Below are 14360 nucleotides of genomic sequence, written 5' to 3'. Positions count from 1 at the left end.
CCGCCGACGCTCCGGGCCCGTCAACACTTCCATCACTTCCTGCCTAGTGTTAGTCAAAAACACAGTCCTATGCCTACCCGTTATTGTAAGTGGGTGACTGTGTCCGGCGTTTCAGGGGGCTGCTCCAAACACCACGGGGACATGGCCAGAAGTACGGATTACGAATTGCAACTTCAATGCTGCTGGCACGAACATTCAAGTCGACGCCGGCGCCTTGATTATCAGTGACACCACGTTCCACAGCGGCACGATCGGCATCGCTTTCGGTGCTGGTACTGTCTATGGGGAGTATGACAATCTCTCCTTCAAGAGCATTGCGAATCCGATTACATATGCTAACTCGGCAGTTAGCGCTCTGGTCAATAAAGGGGGTTATGTTGACCTGACAAACACGACGACGCCTCTGTTCCAGAGCCGGTCCGCAACGGACTTGAACATCGTCGATCCGCGCGGCACGGCAGCTACTGTTGGTGGCAGTGTCACTCTCAGCGGTCAAATGGCATATGGCCCGCAGGTCCAATGGCGCTGGGGGGCGCGGCTGGTGAATGGGACACTCGGTTCCGAATCGTCGCAGGCATGGTTCAGCACCTACAACAGCGGCGCGTTCGTCGATCGCTGGTACATCGACGGAAACGGCACGATTTCACCGGCGGCGGACAACGTATATCCGCTCGGCTCGGCATCGCTTCGCACGTCCCAGCTGTACTCGGGGATCGGCACGATCAACACATCGGACGCTCGCGAAAAGACCCGTCCGCTGCCGATCACCGACGAACTACTCGATGCATGGGCCGATGTGGAGTTCGTGCAATACCAGTGGATCGACTCGGTCATGGCGAAGGGCGATGACGCAGCGCGAACGCATATCGGTGTGATTGCTCAGCAAATCCAGCAGGCATTCGAGAAGCATGGCCTTGATCCGTTCAAGTACGGTTTGCTGTGCCACGATCAATGGACCGACCAGTGGACGAACGTTCTCGACGAAGACGGTCGACCGACGTCAAAGATGCGGCTCGTCGTCGCAGCTGGTAACCGGATGGGCATTCGCAGCGACCAATGCTTGTTCCTCGAGGCCGCCCTCACTCGCCGCACGCTGGCACGTCTTGCCGCATCCAACCCATCCAAGTAATCGGAACCAAGATGAAACGAATTTTCATCGGGGCGCTCTGCGCCCTTCTCTCCGCGTTCGCTTTCGGTGTGACGTACACGCCCGTCCAATTGCTGAATCCGGCCGGCTCATCGGCCGGCCAGGCGATCGTTTCGACGGGCTCGTCAAGCTCGCCGGCATGGGGTGGTATCGGCGTCAACGGCATTGCGGCGATCGCCGCGAATACGATTCTCGCGAATGCGACGGGGTCAAGTGCGAGCCCGACCGCATTCGCGATGCCGAGCTGCAGCACGTCGAACAGTGCGCTGAAATACACGAGCGGCACGGGCATCTCGTGCGGCACCACGTTTGCCTTGACGACCGGCACGCTCGCGCAGTTCGCGTCGACAACGTCGGCGCAGTTAGCCGGCGTGATCTCTGACGAAACGGGGACCGGGGCACTCGTATTCGCTACGAGCCCGACGCTGGGCGCGGCCACGTTCACGGGGAATACGACGCTCGGGTATGCAAACCCGAACGTCATCCTGAACGACACCAGCGGGACCGGGTCGGCTACGACTCAATTCTCGTCGAACGGCACAACCCAGTGGATCATTCAGAAGACGAGCAGCAACAACCTCAACATCGGTCGATTCAACTCTGGATCGCAGGTTGACCAACCGATTTCCATCAGCAATTCGACTGGTGTCGTTACGATGCCGGACGGGCTGACGGTCGGCAACCTGACCGCGACCGGCACCGTTTCCGGAATCACGGGACGTTTGCTCGGCGTTCAGGTGTTCACGGCTGGCGGCACGTACACACCGACGTCCGGCACCGGGCGAGCGATCATTCGCGTGCAAGCACCTGGCGGTGGTGGTGGTGGATCGACGACGACCGGATCCGGCCAAGTCTCGATCGCGCAAGGCGGCTCGGCTGGCTCGTATGCCGAGGCGTATTGGACGAGCCCGAGCGCGCAAACGGTGACGATCGGGACAACGGGTGCGGCTGGTGCAGCGGCGGGAACGGGCGGCACGGGCGGCACGACCAGCATCGGCTCGATCGTCTCGTGCCCCGGCGGAATCGGGGGCGCCACGATGGCCGCGAGCACGCCTCCGCTAGCGAATGGCGGTGCTGCCGCACCTTCCGCTTGCACCGTTAGCGGTGCAACGATGATTCTCTCGCGCCCCGGCTCTGCTGGCCAAGTTGGCGCTGCATTGAGCGCAACCCAATACTGGCCTGTGCAGGGCGGCATTTCATCGTGGGGTGCGTACACGACCGGCTACGGATTCGGTGGCTTTGGTAGCGCAATAGGTCAGAGCTCGAGTGGAGTGGCCGGTTTCGCTGGCGGCGCTGGGTTCGTAATTGTGTACGAGTACCAGTGATGAAAGAGATACCACTGACTCGAGGAAAAGTGGCGATCGTCGATGACGAAGATTTTGAACACCTGCTGCGATTCAAATGGTATGCAGCGCGATACGTAAACAAGTCCGGCGAACTTTGGTACGCATATCGAGCCGCGACGAACGCAGTTACTGGGAGGCAGACATCGATTCAGATGCAGAGAGAAATTATGCGCCCAGAGGACGGGTATGTTGTCAGATTCCGGAATAGCGATGGGCTTGATAATCGCCGCGAGAATCTGGAGATCCTGACCAAGAGCGCAGCGAACCGCCACCTTCGCGTCAGACCGCGGCAACTGCCCAAGGGCGTGAAGGCTGCCCATTCGAAGAATGGCTTTGTAGCGACAATTAGCGTCGAAAATTGGCCAATACATCTCGGCACGTTCGAGACTCCGGAAGCCGCGTCTGCGTCGTACCAGGCGGCCCGATGCTTGTACCTTGACCAAGAGCCGGTACCTCCCAGTCCGCCGAGAGGCATTCATGAGTGATCTCCCGAAGACGCATTGCGATGCATTGCCGACCGCGGAGGTTGCCGTCTTAGAGCGGATTGTCGAGGCGTGCTGTGAGATTGCGTGGCGATTGCGACCGATGGTGATTACTGGTCGTCCGCGCGCGTATGAGTGTCGCGCGGTGTGTCGGTCGGAGGATGAAACGGCCGAATGGTGAGTCTCAGCGATTGGCGGAGATGTGGCGGATGCTGAGGGACAACATGTCCGATACCGGCACCCGCCGGGCCAATAAGGCGGGGAAGGTCTCCGCTTGATGCCGTCAAAAGCGCGGGAGCTGCGATCCCTTGGAAAGCAAGTCGGCAATGCAAGAATTGCCTTATCAGGGGCCCTTGCGCCGGCTCTCTCGTCTATCGAGCACCTCGCCAACCTTTTCCGCGAAGAGGTCGAGCATTCGAACGTCTATTTCGACCGCACGTGCCGGATGACCATCACTAGCCACGCTGTCCTCGAGTCGCTTTACGACTTCGGCATTCAGCGAGCGGCCATTTTGGGTAGCGATATCCGTCAGTCGATCCTTGAGATCGACTGGAAGTCGCACTTTCATCTGGGGATCTTCACGCGTCATGGCTAAATATTAGTGGACCACGGTGGTGTTGACAATGGAACCACGGTGGTCCATACTTGGTTCGTGCAGCAAGCTCCCGGTATCAAATCGAGAGGCCGCGGTTACCGGCGACGTGTTCAAACCAACTGGAGGAAGAAATGAGCCGCCAAAATTTCATCGCGTGGGAAGACGGGCCGTTCTCGGATCGTGTCATCGAAGCGGCAAGGGAAGGTCGCCTCGGGAACACCTGGGCGCTGCTCGACATCGCGTCCAAGACTGTCGCAGTGTCGCGGGGGCTGCAGCAGATCTGCAGGATCGCAAAGCTGAATCGACTAGAGGAAATCGCATGGGCGCAGCGGGACGACGACGAATCGGCGGATCCCCCTTTGCCCGCTGAGACAGTCGAATCGCTTCTGTCGCTCGGTGAAGTCGCTGCGCAAATGCTTGCGGGCGAGGTGGAGCGGTTGGGCGGTCGTCTCGAGAACGAAGTGAAGGAGCGCACGCCTGCCACAGATCTGTCTGTCGCCGCCCAGGCTGCGGTGGCCCGTGGGCGCTCAACGCGCTCTTCACCGGCCGGCTCGGTAGAGAAGGCGGCCGCCTAACTTGGTCGCGACAGTCGCGTTCATCGCGCGATCGCGACACCATGACCCAACCATTCGATACCGAACATGCCCGATCTGCTAAACGACGTGCGTTGCAGGATTCAGCAGCTTGAGGAGCGGCGGCGCGTATTACGCACCACTGCTGAACGGTGTGTCACCATGGTTCATGTCAGGCACCTGACCGGAAGGGATGCGGCTGCGCTGATCGCTGAATCCTCGATCGCGAACGCCCATGCGCAATGCCTGACGGTTGAAATCTACGCGCTGCGCGCGATGGTTGGCGTGTCTGCGCACGATGCGCGGTCGTAGCGGGAGAGAGGAATGACGCAAGATCGAATCGCACACGTCGCGTCGCGCGTTCCGTTATTCACGGACCTTGAGCCGGCTGAAGTCGAACGCCTAAACCGCTTGCTCGGTGTGTTGCGAGCGTCGCTCGTGCTGTCCCAGACTGGAGACGTTGGGCAACTGACAAGCGACTTGAAGGCGGCGTTCTTCGGTCACCTGGCCGATCTGGCTACGTCCGCGCACGCGATCGCCGCCCACATGCTCGACGGCGCCGCACGCAACTGAAGCTGGCCGGACTTCCCGCAGTGTCGCTGATACCCATGGCTTCCGCGCCAGATCTTTTATGATGGCGGAGATCGTACCGGTGCAACTGGAGGGAATCGAGAGGGAAGCAGTCGCTCACGATAAGTGCCGTTTGAGCGAGAGCAGTCGAGCTGCCGATTGGCGGGTTCTTTGGCGGGTACAAACGAAAAACGGGCCGAGAGGCCCGTCTTTACTAGTGTCCTGGCGGAGAGAGGGGGATTCGAACCCCCGATAGGCGATTAACCTATACACGCTTTCCAGGCGTGCGACTTAAACCACTCATCCATCTCTCCGGAAGACCGAGAGTATAGCAAACTCTGGCGGCGGCTCGCCACTCCCTTCGACAATCGCCCGAACCTGGCCCGAAATCCCGCTACCGTGCGCGACCCGGCGTGCGTCCGCCGGTCACATGCAGCCCGACGACGCATGCAAGCCGGCTCCGACGCCGCGCGCCACCGGCGCGTGCATCTGCGATAACAGTGGCACGCCGGCCCGACTCTGCTATCTTCCCCGGCATTCGACCGTTTCCGCAGCCTTCCATGACCGACCGCATCGTCGCCGCATTCGATTTCGACGGCACTATCACGACCACCGACAGCTTTCGTCATTTCGTCCGCTATGCGGTCGGTACACCGCGCTTCGCGTGGGCCGGCCTGCGCGCGCTGCCGTGGCTCGTCGCGATGAAGGCCGGCTTGCTGTCGCGCGGCGATGCGAAGGCGAAGTTCGCGTGGTTCGCGCTCGGGCCGATTCGCGAGGACGCGCTCGACGCACTGGCGCGCCGGTTCGTCGACGACTATCTGCCGAACCTCGTGCGTCCGGACATGCTCGAACGCGTGCGTGAACATCAGGCGCGCCGGCACGAGGTCGTGCTGGTCAGTGCGTCGCCGTCGGTATATCTGGAGAAGTGGGCGAAGTCGGTCGGTATCGACACCGTTCTGGCGACGCGCCTCGCGTTCGAGCGCGGCGCGTTCACCGGGCGGTTGAACGGCGAGAACTGCTGGGGGCCGCAGAAGGTGGTGCGTTTGCGCGGCTGGTGGGGTAATCGGCCGCCGGCGCAACTGTTCGCGTACGGCGATAGCCGCGGCGACAAGGAAATGGCCGAACTCGCGAACCGCGCGTGGATCCGCGGGCACGGACCGATGCTGCCCATCGGCGACTGACGAGATACGGCCCGAAGACCTGACCGCCATGGCGCGCTCGCACCCGCCCGCCATCACACGTCGACCCGCTAGCCGCCGCGCACTGCGCGAACGCGACGACCGGGGCGAACGGAATCACCGGAATCAACGGGACGATACGCGCCCCAGCGATTCGCGCGCCTGAACGTGCCGACATCATTGAACCGCACACCGACTTCCCGCAGTGCCGCATGCGCGGTGCGCGCAGTCAGCTGCCGGATATAGAACGGATCGCGCACCACGAAGTGATGAATCGCATGCGTGCTGCCGAAGTTGAAGCAAAACAGCTGGAACGGCAGCATCCACCACGGATTGAGAACCTGCGTCTGCTGGATCACGTTGCGCGAATCGATGTCGCCGAAGTAATGCAGGTTCGAGCTGACGAAGTTGATGCAGAAGCTACGCAGGAAATTTGGCCCGAGCCACACGACCGCGAGGAAATCGACGACGTGCATCACCTGCTGGACGACGGCTGGCATCGTCACCGCATGGCCCAGCGCATGCAGCGCGAACAGTCCCGCGTGATAGACGATGAACGCATGCCACAGCGCGTAGTACATGTGTCCGATCGGCATGTACGACGACACCTGCTCGATGCGCAAGCGGGCGCGTTCGACGGGATCCTGCGCCGGCTGCGCGGCCACGTACTGTCTGACCTTGCGGCGCATCGCATCGGGCCGCAGCACGACGGCGAGCATCCCGTCCGCGATCATCAGCAGCCGCTTCACGCCCCAACGTTCGCCGTTGGTGATGCCGAATTCCTCGAGATCCGATTCGCCGCCCGATGCCTTGTGGTGATGCAGATGCATGCGCCGCCGCGTCCACGGGTTGATCGTGCCCGGCCGCGTGAGCCAGCACAGCGCCATCATCAGGTGATACGCCCACGGCGTCTTCTTGAAGTACATCAGGTGGATCAGGTCGTGCTCGAGCTCATGGATCAGCGACGTGACGAACGCGGCGAGCGGCAGCGCGACGTACCACGCGATCGCGCCGCGGGTATACAGCCACGCGATCGCGAGCATCGCGCCGACCGACGCCGCCATCACGGTCGCGCCGACGAGGTCCTGGTTGTCGAGCAGCGGAAAGCGCGCGCGGATCGCATCGCTCGCGGCGTTGACCTCGCGGCGGACATACGCGACCTTGTCGGCATCGTGGCGAAAGGGGGTTCGTGCAGATGGGCGCATCGATTCGAGTCGGGCGGAAAGAGTGGGGCGCAATGCCGATGTGACGAGCATAGGTGCGCGCGGCAGCACACGCGAGGGCCGTCGGTGCCAATGATGGTGTCATTTCGGGCCACATCGATTGATGCTCGGACCGGCGACAGGGCGTCGGCAGGCTAGAGACCCGCCGCGGTGTCATTGTGGGCCAGCGACGCTACAATCTGCCGAAACCGCTCCGGAGTTCGCCGCATGGCCTTGTCCGCCCCGGATGCCGCGCGCCAGTTGAACAAGGCGACGGTATCGTCTGCGTATGCACTGTTCATGCTGATGCTCGCCGAGGAGCGCGGCATCGACGCGGGCCGCATCCTCGCCGGCTCGGGTGTCGCCCGTGACCGGCTCGCACAGCCGGACGCGCGCATCACGCCGCTGCAGCAGGCGGCGATCGTGTTCAACCTGCTCGACGCAACGAACGATCCGTCGATCGCGATCGAGATTGGGCTGCGCAGCAGTCTCACGAAATCCGGGCTGATCGGCTTCGGGCTGATGAGTTGCGCGACGCTTGGCGAAGCGATCGCGCTCGGCATCCGTTATCTGCCCACGCGCGTGCCGTTTTTCTCGGTGCGGCTCGCGCAGCTCGACGGGATCGTCGATATCGACGTGCTCGAGGCGTTTCCGCTAGGCCGGTTGCGCCAATTCGCGGTGGAAAACTTTCTGGTCGAGACAGCGATCCTGTTCAACTCGCTGCTCGATCCCACACCGGGACGCACGCTGCAGTCGCGTGCCGAGCTGCATTTCGAATGGCCGGAACCGCCGTGGTTCGAGCGCTATCGCGCGCGGCTGCCGCGCTGTCATTTCAATGCGAGCGCAAACCGGATCCGCTGCGACGCTGCGCTGCTCGACGAGCCGATCGGCACCGCTAACGCGCAGACCGCGCAAATGATCGTCCAGCAGTGCGAGGCCGAACTCGCGCGCCTCGGCTATGCGGAAAGCGTCGTCGATCGCGTGCGCAACCTGCTGATCTGCGGCGACGCCGGCTATCCATCGGTGGACGAGGTCGCGCGGGAGCTGTACGTGTCGGCGCGCACGTTGAAACGCAAGCTTGCGGAATTCGGCACGACCTATTCGGCGCTACTCGGCGAGATCCGGTTGCGCGATGCGCTGCGGTTGCTCGAGGGCACGCGTTTGCCGGTCGACGAGATCGCGGCGAGGGTCGGCTATACCGATCGCGCGAATTTCACGCGTGCGTTCAAGCGCTGGACCGGCGTCGCGCCGAGCGAGCGGCGCTGACGACGGGCCGGCGCGCGGGCGCGGCTCGCCGCTGCACGTCGTCCTGACGGCATCGCTCGATCCGGAAATGCGAACGCACACGCGCTCGCTGGACCGTCGAACGATCAGAAGATTGCAACCCAGTTGGCGCCGCGCCCGCCGGCCACACGGGCATGCAGCGCGAGCGTGCCATCGTCCGGCGCGATCGCGTAGACCGATACATATTCCGATTGCTCGCCGCATGCGACGAGCCATCGTCCGGACGGATCGATCGCGAAGCCGCGCGGTTGCGTTTCGGTGGCGCTCGCGTGGACGGGTTCGAACGAGCCGTCGGCATCGCGCCGATAGCAGAGCAACTGGCTCGACGTGCGTTCGCTGACGTACGCGAAGCGCTCGTCGGGCGTCAGGTGAAGATCGGCGGCCCAGACGGACGGTTCGCTTGGCGCGGGCGGCCGCGCATGACCTTGCGGGAGGCCGGCAACGGCCGGGTGGCGCGCGCTGACCTCGGCGTCGCCGAGGCGCCCGCTATCGATATTGCGCGTGAACGTCGCAAGCGTCGCCTGGAATTCGCTGACCGCGACGAGCACATGGCCGTCGCGCGCGAAGCGCAGATGGCGCGGCCCGAAGCCGGCAGGCACGCGCGTTTCGCCGTGCTCGACCGCACGCAGGCCGTCGGCATCCTCGACCAGCGCGAACGTGAAGATCCGGTCCGAGCCGAGCGAGCTGACGTAAGCGAACCGGTTGTCCGGCGACACGATCACCGCATGCGCGTTCGCGATGCCGTTCGCGACCTGCAGCGGCGCGCCGTCGCCGTCGCGCACGCGCGCGGCATCGTAGACGGTCAGCGAATTGCCGCCGTACGACGCGCCGAGCAGCCACCGGCCGCTGCGGTCGAGCGACAGATACGCATGGCTTGCGTCGATCGCGGTCGCGCCGATGCGGGCGAACGCGCTGGTGCCGGGGGCGACGCGGAACGCGACGATCGCCGGCTGTTCACCACGCGTCGCGACGTACAGCCGCGCACGATCGGGCTGCACGGCAATCGGCATTACGGCGTCGCCGGTCGGGTAGCGGGCGAGCGGCGCCAGCGCGCCGTCGGATGCAAGCGAGAACGTGGCGAGGTTGCCGTCGGCGGCATTCGAGACGACGACGGTCAGGCGGTCAGTGTTCGGCATGGCGGAGCATCGCGGTGTTCGTGAAGGATTCGTCGGCCGGCAGCCCGCGCGGCGGGTCGCTGCGCCGGTGCGTGCGGGCGAACAGCGCGGCGACCGCGGCGACAAGGGATGCGATCGCGAGCGCATACAAGCCGCCCGTGATCGAACCCGTATGTTGCTTCAGATAGCCGAAGGCCGTCGGCGCGACGAAGCCGCCGAGGTTGCCGATCGAGTTGATCAGCGCGATCACGGCCGCGGCGACGCGCGTGTCGAGGTAGCCTTGCGGGATCGGCCAGAACAGCGACGAGGCGGCCTTGAAGCCGAGCGCGGCGAAGCAGATCGACGCGAACGACCACACGGGATCGTGCGACGTCGACGCGAACAAGCCGCAAGCGGCCAGCACGAGCGCGCACGACAGCCAGCGCTGCGGATGCTTCCACTTTGCGGACAGCAGCGCGAAGCCGTACATCGCGCCGATCGCGATCATCCACGGAATCGTGTTGTACAGGCCGACCTGGAAGTCGGTGAGGCCGCCCATCTTGCGGATGATCGTCGGCAGCCAGAAAGTCGCCGCGTAGATCGTCAACTGAATCGAGAAATACAGGAAACAGAACAGCACGATCTGCGGGTCGCGCAGCAGCGTCACGGCCGACACGTGCGCCTTCGAGCGCACGTCGCGCGTCGCGCGTTCTTCATCGAGCGCATTCTGGAGCGCCGCGCGTTCTTCGGCAGTGAGCCACGTCGCATCGCGGATGTGCGATTTCAGCAAGAGCCAGCACGCGCCGCACAGCGCGACCGAGAACAGCCCTTCGATCACGAACATCCACTGCCAGCCTTGCAGGCCGTAGCCATGGATCGACAGCAACGCGCCGGTCACGGGCCCCGACAGCACTGAAGCGAATGCGGAACCGCCAAGGAAGATCGCCATCGCCTTGCCGCGTTCCTGCGGCGGCAGCCATTGCGACAGGTACAGCACGACGCCCGGGAAGAAGCCGGCCTCGGCCGCGCCGAGCAGGAAGCGCAGTACGTAGAACGACGTGTCGTTCCACACGAATGCCATCGCGGCCGCGACGATGCCCCACGTCGCCATGATCCGCGCGAGCCAGACGCGCGCGCCGTAGCGCTGCATCAGCAGGTTCGACGGGACTTCGAACAGCGCGTAGCCGACGAAGAACAGGCCGGCGCCGAGCCCGTATGCGGCCGCGCCGATGCCGATCGACGCTTCGAGGTGGCGGTCGACGAAGCCGACGTTTACGCGATCGATGTAGTTCGCGATGAACATGATCAGCACGAGCGGCAACACATGCCACTTCACTTTGGATACGGCGGACGCGAGTGGGTCGCGGCCGCGCAGGGCGGGGGTGGTCAAGGGTGTCTCCGGTCGGTTTGCCAGCGGGACGCGGCGGCCCGCGTCGGCGTCGAAATGGCGAGCTGTGTAGTATGTCGTCGTATGACATGTTACGCTGGGCGTACGACGCTGACGTCCCGGGTTTACCCGGGATTATCCGGTATTTTTGCGGTGTGGCGAGTGGTTGTCATGTTTTAAAACATACGATGACTTATGACATAACGCAGATCGCCGTGCTACCCCGTCGCAGGCTCGCGATTCACGAGGGCATTCAGCGGCATGCAGTAGCGAGCCAGCACCCGCGCGTGGCATTACTTCCCCATCCGCTACGAAGCTGTTCGTCCGTCTTTCCGGAGCGCGGTTTGCCACGCCGCACAGGGCTTCGTACAGGTCGCATGCGGGTAGTGTGATTCGCGGTCCCGTTCGCTCGGCGTGCGGACCGTCGTGCGCGTCGAACGGACGGACGTGGTCGCGAATAGCGCATTCGCGCGCGGTACTTCGCCGAAGCGGTCGACGAAGGCGACCTCGCCGCGGGTGAGCGGGGCGCGGCACCGACGCGGCGGACAATGTGGCGCTCACGCAGGCGATCGTCCCGCACACGAAGCGACGCAAGCGCGGCGCGATGGTGACGATTGACACGGATGCCACTCGCAAGCCGTTTGCAGGCGAAGCGGATTACGCTGTTTCGAAAGAGACGTTGGCGGCTGCGCGTGCGGTTGCGGCACAATGCCGTGCGCGCGAACTCCGCGGCCACCGTATCCGTGTGACCGACGCTGGACACGAGCGGCGGCGCGTGCATGTGCTGACAATGGAGCAACGGATCATGCAGGAACGACCGCAGGCGCGGCATTTCTTCGCGTTCAACGGCGACGCGGACGGCCTGTGCGCGCTGCAGCAGCTGCGGCTCGCGGAGGGCGAGCGCGGCACGCTGGTCACCGGCGTAAAGCGCGACATCACGCTGCTCGAGCGCATCGACGCACGGGCCGGCGATCGCGTGACCGTGCTCGACGTTTCCCACGACCGGAATCGCGACGCATGTGCGCGGATGCTGCGCGACGGCGCGGCGGTCCGCTACTTCGACCATCACTTCGCGGGCGAACTGCCCGGCGATCCGCGTTTCGACGCCCATATCGACACGGCCGCCGACGTCTGCACGAGCGCGCTCGTGAACGGCTACCTGGGCGGCCGGCACGTGCGCTGGGCGATCGTCGCGGCGTTCGGCGACGAATTGCCGGCGCTGGGCAACGCGCTCGCGCGCGAGCACGCGATCGACGCCACCGAACGCCGTACGCTGGCCGAACTCGGGCTCTATCTGAACTACAACGCGTATGGTAATTGCGTCGCCGATCTGCATTTCGATCCGGCGGTGCTCGCCGACGCGATGTTGCCGTGCGCCGACCCGCTCGACTTCGTGCACGGCACGCCGGTATTCGCGGCGCTGCGCGACGGTTATCGCGACGATCTGGCGCGGGCATGTACGGTCGCGCCTCTGCGCGACGTGCCGGGCGCGACGCTGATCAGGATGCCGGATCATCCGTGGGCACGACGTGCGACGGGGATGCTCGCGAACGAGCGAATGCGCAACGCGCCACATGCGGCGCTCGCAGTACTGTCGCCGCGTGCACAAGGCGGGCTCGTGGTCAGTGTGCGCGTGCCCGACGGCCGGCCGCTCGGCGCGGACGAATTCTGCCGCGGTTTTCCGACCGGCGGCGGCCGCAAGCGCGCGGGCGGCATCAATCATCTGCCGGAAGCCGAGTTCGACGCATTCGCCGAACGCTTCGAAGCGGCATTCCGTCTCGATTGACACGCATGTGAGTGATGTCCGCGCCGTGCTTTGACGGTGCGGTACCTGTGTGCTCGCGAAGCCCGCGCGGCGGCGCCGGGCCGCCCGCATGCGTGCATGTATGTCCACGACGCGGGCGACGGCGCGCTAGTCGCTGCATTGCTGGCTCGCCCTGCTGGCGGAACGTCGCTGCGTACGACCATCCGGCGTCGTCGCGCATTCGGACGCGCAAGGCCGCACGTAGCGCTCAGTCGCAGAACGCCGCGCGCTCGAGCAACGCAAGCGCGATACCCGAATCGAAGTACGCGGCGCCGCACCACGCGACGAACGTGAGCACGCCGGCGGCGAGCAACGCGCGTATCACGCCCATGCCGGCTTGCTCGGCGCCGGCCGCGCGACGCGTGCGTCGTCGATCGGCAGATGCAGGAGCGCCGCCAGCACGCCGAGCGCGATCGAGCCGATCCACAGCGGCAGGTAGGAATGCGTTGCGTCGTACACGATCGCGCCGAGCCATACGCCGAAGAAGCTGCCGAGCTGGTGCCCGAAGAACACGAAGCCGAACAGCGTCGCGATGTAACGCACGCCGAATACTTGCGAGATCACGCCGTTCGTCAGCGGCACCGTGCCGAGCCACGTGAAGCCCATCACCGCGGCGAATACATAGACGCTGACCGGCGACAACGGCGCGGCGACGAATGCGGCCATCGCGAGCGCGCGGACCAGATACAGCACCGACAGCACATACTTGCGCCGCAGCAGGCCGCCGAGATGGCCGCATGCATAAGTGCCGGCCACGTTGGTCAGCGCGATCAGCGCGAGCGCGACGCTGGCGTGGCGAGCCGGCAGGCCGTGATCGAGCAGATACGCGGGCAGGTGGGTCGCGATGAACGCCAACTGGAACCCGCATGCGAAGAAACCGGCATTCAGCAGCCAGAACCCGCGATGCGCGAACGCCTCGCGCACGGCCGCGCCGATCGACTGTTCGTGACCTTCCACGCGATTCGCGGCTTGTGCGGGCCGGTCGCGCACCATGACGGCGAGCGGCGCGAGCATACCGGCGACGAGTGCGAGCGCGATGAATGCATGCTGCCACCCGATGTGTCCGATCAGCACCTGCGCGACGGGCACCATGCAGAATTGGCCGAGCCCCCCGATCGCGCCCGCGACGCCCAGCGCCCAGCTGCGCCGGTCGGGCGGGAACAACCGGCTCAGCGCGCCGTAGATCGACGCGAACGCCGACCCCGACAGCGCGATGCCGATTACGAGCCCCGCACCGAGTGTGAACACGCCGGCGGACGCAGCCAGCGCCATGACGAGAAGCCCGGCCGCATAGAGCAGCATGCCGGCGACGATCACGCGCACCGACCCGAAGCGGTCGGCAATCATTCCGGTGAACGGCTGCGCGAGGCCCCAGATCAGGTTCTGCAGCGCGAGCGCGAGGCCGAACGCTTCGCGCGACCAGCCGTGGTCGAGTGTAACGGGTGCGAGGAACAATCCCTGCACGTGGCGAATGCCGAGCGCGGCGCCCATGATCAGGCCGCCCGCGAGCACCGGCAGCCAGCGGCGCCGGGCGTCTTGTTCGATCGGGGTCATGCGTGTCTCCGGATGCGTGCATGCGGCGCGATGGCCGCGTTCGATCCGATTAGACGATCCGGCCCGATGTCGTTCAAGCGACGATTTGGTCGCGTTCGCATGCTCGTAGGGAATGCGACGGCGGTGATGCGCGGGGAAGCGAGAA

General features: G+C 64.7%; 14 protein-coding genes and 1 tRNA gene. 9 read left to right on the top strand and 6 right to left on the bottom strand.

Translation table 11 applies throughout. The annotated features are described in order from the left end of the window. Positions 1-214 precede the first annotated feature (214 nt). The 6 genes from KDW55_RS16510 (at position 215) to KDW55_RS16480 (ending at position 4715) form a co-directional block, all read left to right on the top strand. Positions 215-1129: a tail fiber domain-containing protein gene (locus KDW55_RS16510; RefSeq protein WP_212197993.1), complete on the top strand. Its 915-nt coding sequence runs from the start codon at positions 215-217 to the stop codon at positions 1127-1129. 11 nt (positions 1130-1140) lie between these two features. Next, entirely contained in the window at positions 1141-2472 is a 1332-nt protein-coding gene (locus tag KDW55_RS16505; protein ID WP_212160278.1) for a hypothetical protein, read from the top strand. A 777-nt stretch (positions 2473-3249) separates the two neighbouring features. Next, positions 3250-3570 (top strand): hypothetical protein, encoded by a 321-nt coding sequence (locus KDW55_RS29440; protein WP_249173871.1) that lies wholly within the window; start codon positions 3250-3252, stop codon positions 3568-3570. 131 nt (positions 3571-3701) lie between these two features. Then, entirely contained in the window at positions 3702-4145 is a 444-nt protein-coding gene (locus KDW55_RS16490; RefSeq protein ID WP_212160274.1) for a hypothetical protein, read from the top strand. Positions 4146-4211: 66 nt separating this feature from the next. Next, positions 4212-4454: a hypothetical protein gene (locus tag KDW55_RS16485; protein ID WP_212160273.1), complete on the top strand. Its 243-nt coding sequence runs from the start codon at positions 4212-4214 to the stop codon at positions 4452-4454. Positions 4455-4466: 12 nt separating this feature from the next. Further along, a complete protein-coding gene (locus KDW55_RS16480; protein WP_212160272.1) occupies positions 4467-4715 on the top strand; it encodes a hypothetical protein in 249 nt (82 codons plus the stop codon). Between the two features lie 220 nt (positions 4716-4935). On the opposite strand, the gene KDW55_RS16475 is transcribed toward KDW55_RS16480, so the two are convergent. Further along, positions 4936-5026 (bottom strand) — tRNA-Ser (locus tag KDW55_RS16475). 246 nt (positions 5027-5272) lie between these two features. Here KDW55_RS16475 and KDW55_RS16470 point away from each other — a divergent pair. Further along, entirely contained in the window at positions 5273-5893 is a 621-nt protein-coding gene (locus KDW55_RS16470) for an HAD family hydrolase (protein WP_212160270.1), read from the top strand. A gap of 68 nt (positions 5894-5961) precedes the next feature. Here KDW55_RS16470 and KDW55_RS16465 read toward each other — a convergent pair whose 3' ends face one another. After that, entirely contained in the window at positions 5962-7095 is a 1134-nt protein-coding gene (locus KDW55_RS16465; RefSeq protein ID WP_212160269.1) for a fatty acid desaturase, read from the bottom strand. Between the two features lie 225 nt (positions 7096-7320). Here KDW55_RS16465 and KDW55_RS16460 point away from each other — a divergent pair, with 225 nt between their 5' ends. Next, complete coding sequence (locus tag KDW55_RS16460) at positions 7321-8358, top strand: AraC family transcriptional regulator (protein WP_212160268.1); 1038 nt, start codon at positions 7321-7323, stop codon at positions 8356-8358. Positions 8359-8462: 104 nt separating this feature from the next. On the opposite strand, the gene KDW55_RS16455 is transcribed toward KDW55_RS16460, so the two are convergent. Together KDW55_RS16455 and KDW55_RS16450 are read right to left on the bottom strand one after the other, a co-directional pair. Next, entirely contained in the window at positions 8463-9512 is a 1050-nt protein-coding gene (locus tag KDW55_RS16455) for a beta-propeller fold lactonase family protein (protein WP_212160266.1), read from the bottom strand. After that, the gene (locus KDW55_RS16450) at positions 9499-10860 is read right to left on the bottom strand and encodes an MFS transporter (RefSeq protein WP_040144620.1); all 1362 of its coding nucleotides are present in this window, start codon (positions 10858-10860) and stop codon (positions 9499-9501) included. The genes KDW55_RS16455 and KDW55_RS16450 overlap by 14 nt, the downstream gene beginning before the upstream one ends. An 802-nt stretch (positions 10861-11662) precedes the next feature. Between KDW55_RS16450 and KDW55_RS16445 the strand changes: the two genes are divergently transcribed. Further along, positions 11663-12643: an acetyltransferase gene (locus KDW55_RS16445; RefSeq protein ID WP_212160262.1), complete on the top strand. Its 981-nt coding sequence runs from the start codon at positions 11663-11665 to the stop codon at positions 12641-12643. 226 nt (positions 12644-12869) lie between these two features. On the opposite strand, the gene KDW55_RS29645 is transcribed toward KDW55_RS16445, so the two are convergent. Beyond that, positions 12870-12992 (bottom strand): hypothetical protein, encoded by a 123-nt coding sequence (locus tag KDW55_RS29645; RefSeq protein ID WP_040144619.1) that lies wholly within the window; start codon positions 12990-12992, stop codon positions 12870-12872. Beyond that, positions 12983-14215, bottom strand: coding sequence for an MFS transporter (locus tag KDW55_RS16440; protein ID WP_040144618.1), 1233 nt, complete (start codon positions 14213-14215; stop codon positions 12983-12985). Before KDW55_RS16440 ends, KDW55_RS29645 begins: the two co-directional genes overlap by 10 nt. Between the last annotated feature and the right edge of the window lie 145 nt (positions 14216-14360).

The sequence above is a fragment of the Burkholderia sp. AU19243 genome (assembly GCF_018148075.1).
GTDB classification, from domain to species: Bacteria; Pseudomonadota; Gammaproteobacteria; order Burkholderiales; family Burkholderiaceae; genus Burkholderia; species Burkholderia latens_A.
Note: the sequence above shows the minus strand (reverse complement) of the source record. Positions and strands in the feature narration are given on the sequence as shown.

Excerpts from the sequence above, each read along its gene's own strand:
- KDW55_RS16470 (WP_212160270.1), top strand. The coding sequence starts at position 5,273 with ATGACCGACCGCATCGTCGCCGCATTCGATTTCGACGGCACTATCACG.
- KDW55_RS16480 (WP_212160272.1), top strand. The coding sequence starts at position 4,467 with ATGACGCAAGATCGAATCGCACACGTCGCGTCGCGCGTTCCGTTATTC.
- KDW55_RS29645 (WP_040144619.1), bottom strand. The coding sequence starts at position 12,992 with ATGGGCGTGATACGCGCGTTGCTCGCCGCCGGCGTGCTCACGTTCGTC.
- KDW55_RS16440 (WP_040144618.1), bottom strand. The coding sequence starts at position 14,215 with ATGACCCCGATCGAACAAGACGCCCGGCGCCGCTGGCTGCCGGTGCTC.
- KDW55_RS16485 (WP_212160273.1), top strand. The coding sequence starts at position 4,212 with ATGCCCGATCTGCTAAACGACGTGCGTTGCAGGATTCAGCAGCTTGAG.
- KDW55_RS16505 (WP_212160278.1), top strand. The coding sequence starts at position 1,141 with ATGAAACGAATTTTCATCGGGGCGCTCTGCGCCCTTCTCTCCGCGTTC.
- KDW55_RS16460 (WP_212160268.1), top strand. The coding sequence starts at position 7,321 with ATGGCCTTGTCCGCCCCGGATGCCGCGCGCCAGTTGAACAAGGCGACG.
- KDW55_RS16455 (WP_212160266.1), bottom strand. The coding sequence starts at position 9,512 with ATGCCGAACACTGACCGCCTGACCGTCGTCGTCTCGAATGCCGCCGAC.
- KDW55_RS16445 (WP_212160262.1), top strand. The coding sequence starts at position 11,663 with ATGCAGGAACGACCGCAGGCGCGGCATTTCTTCGCGTTCAACGGCGAC.
- KDW55_RS16465 (WP_212160269.1), bottom strand. The coding sequence starts at position 7,095 with ATGCGCCCATCTGCACGAACCCCCTTTCGCCACGATGCCGACAAGGTC.
- KDW55_RS16490 (WP_212160274.1), top strand. The coding sequence starts at position 3,702 with ATGAGCCGCCAAAATTTCATCGCGTGGGAAGACGGGCCGTTCTCGGAT.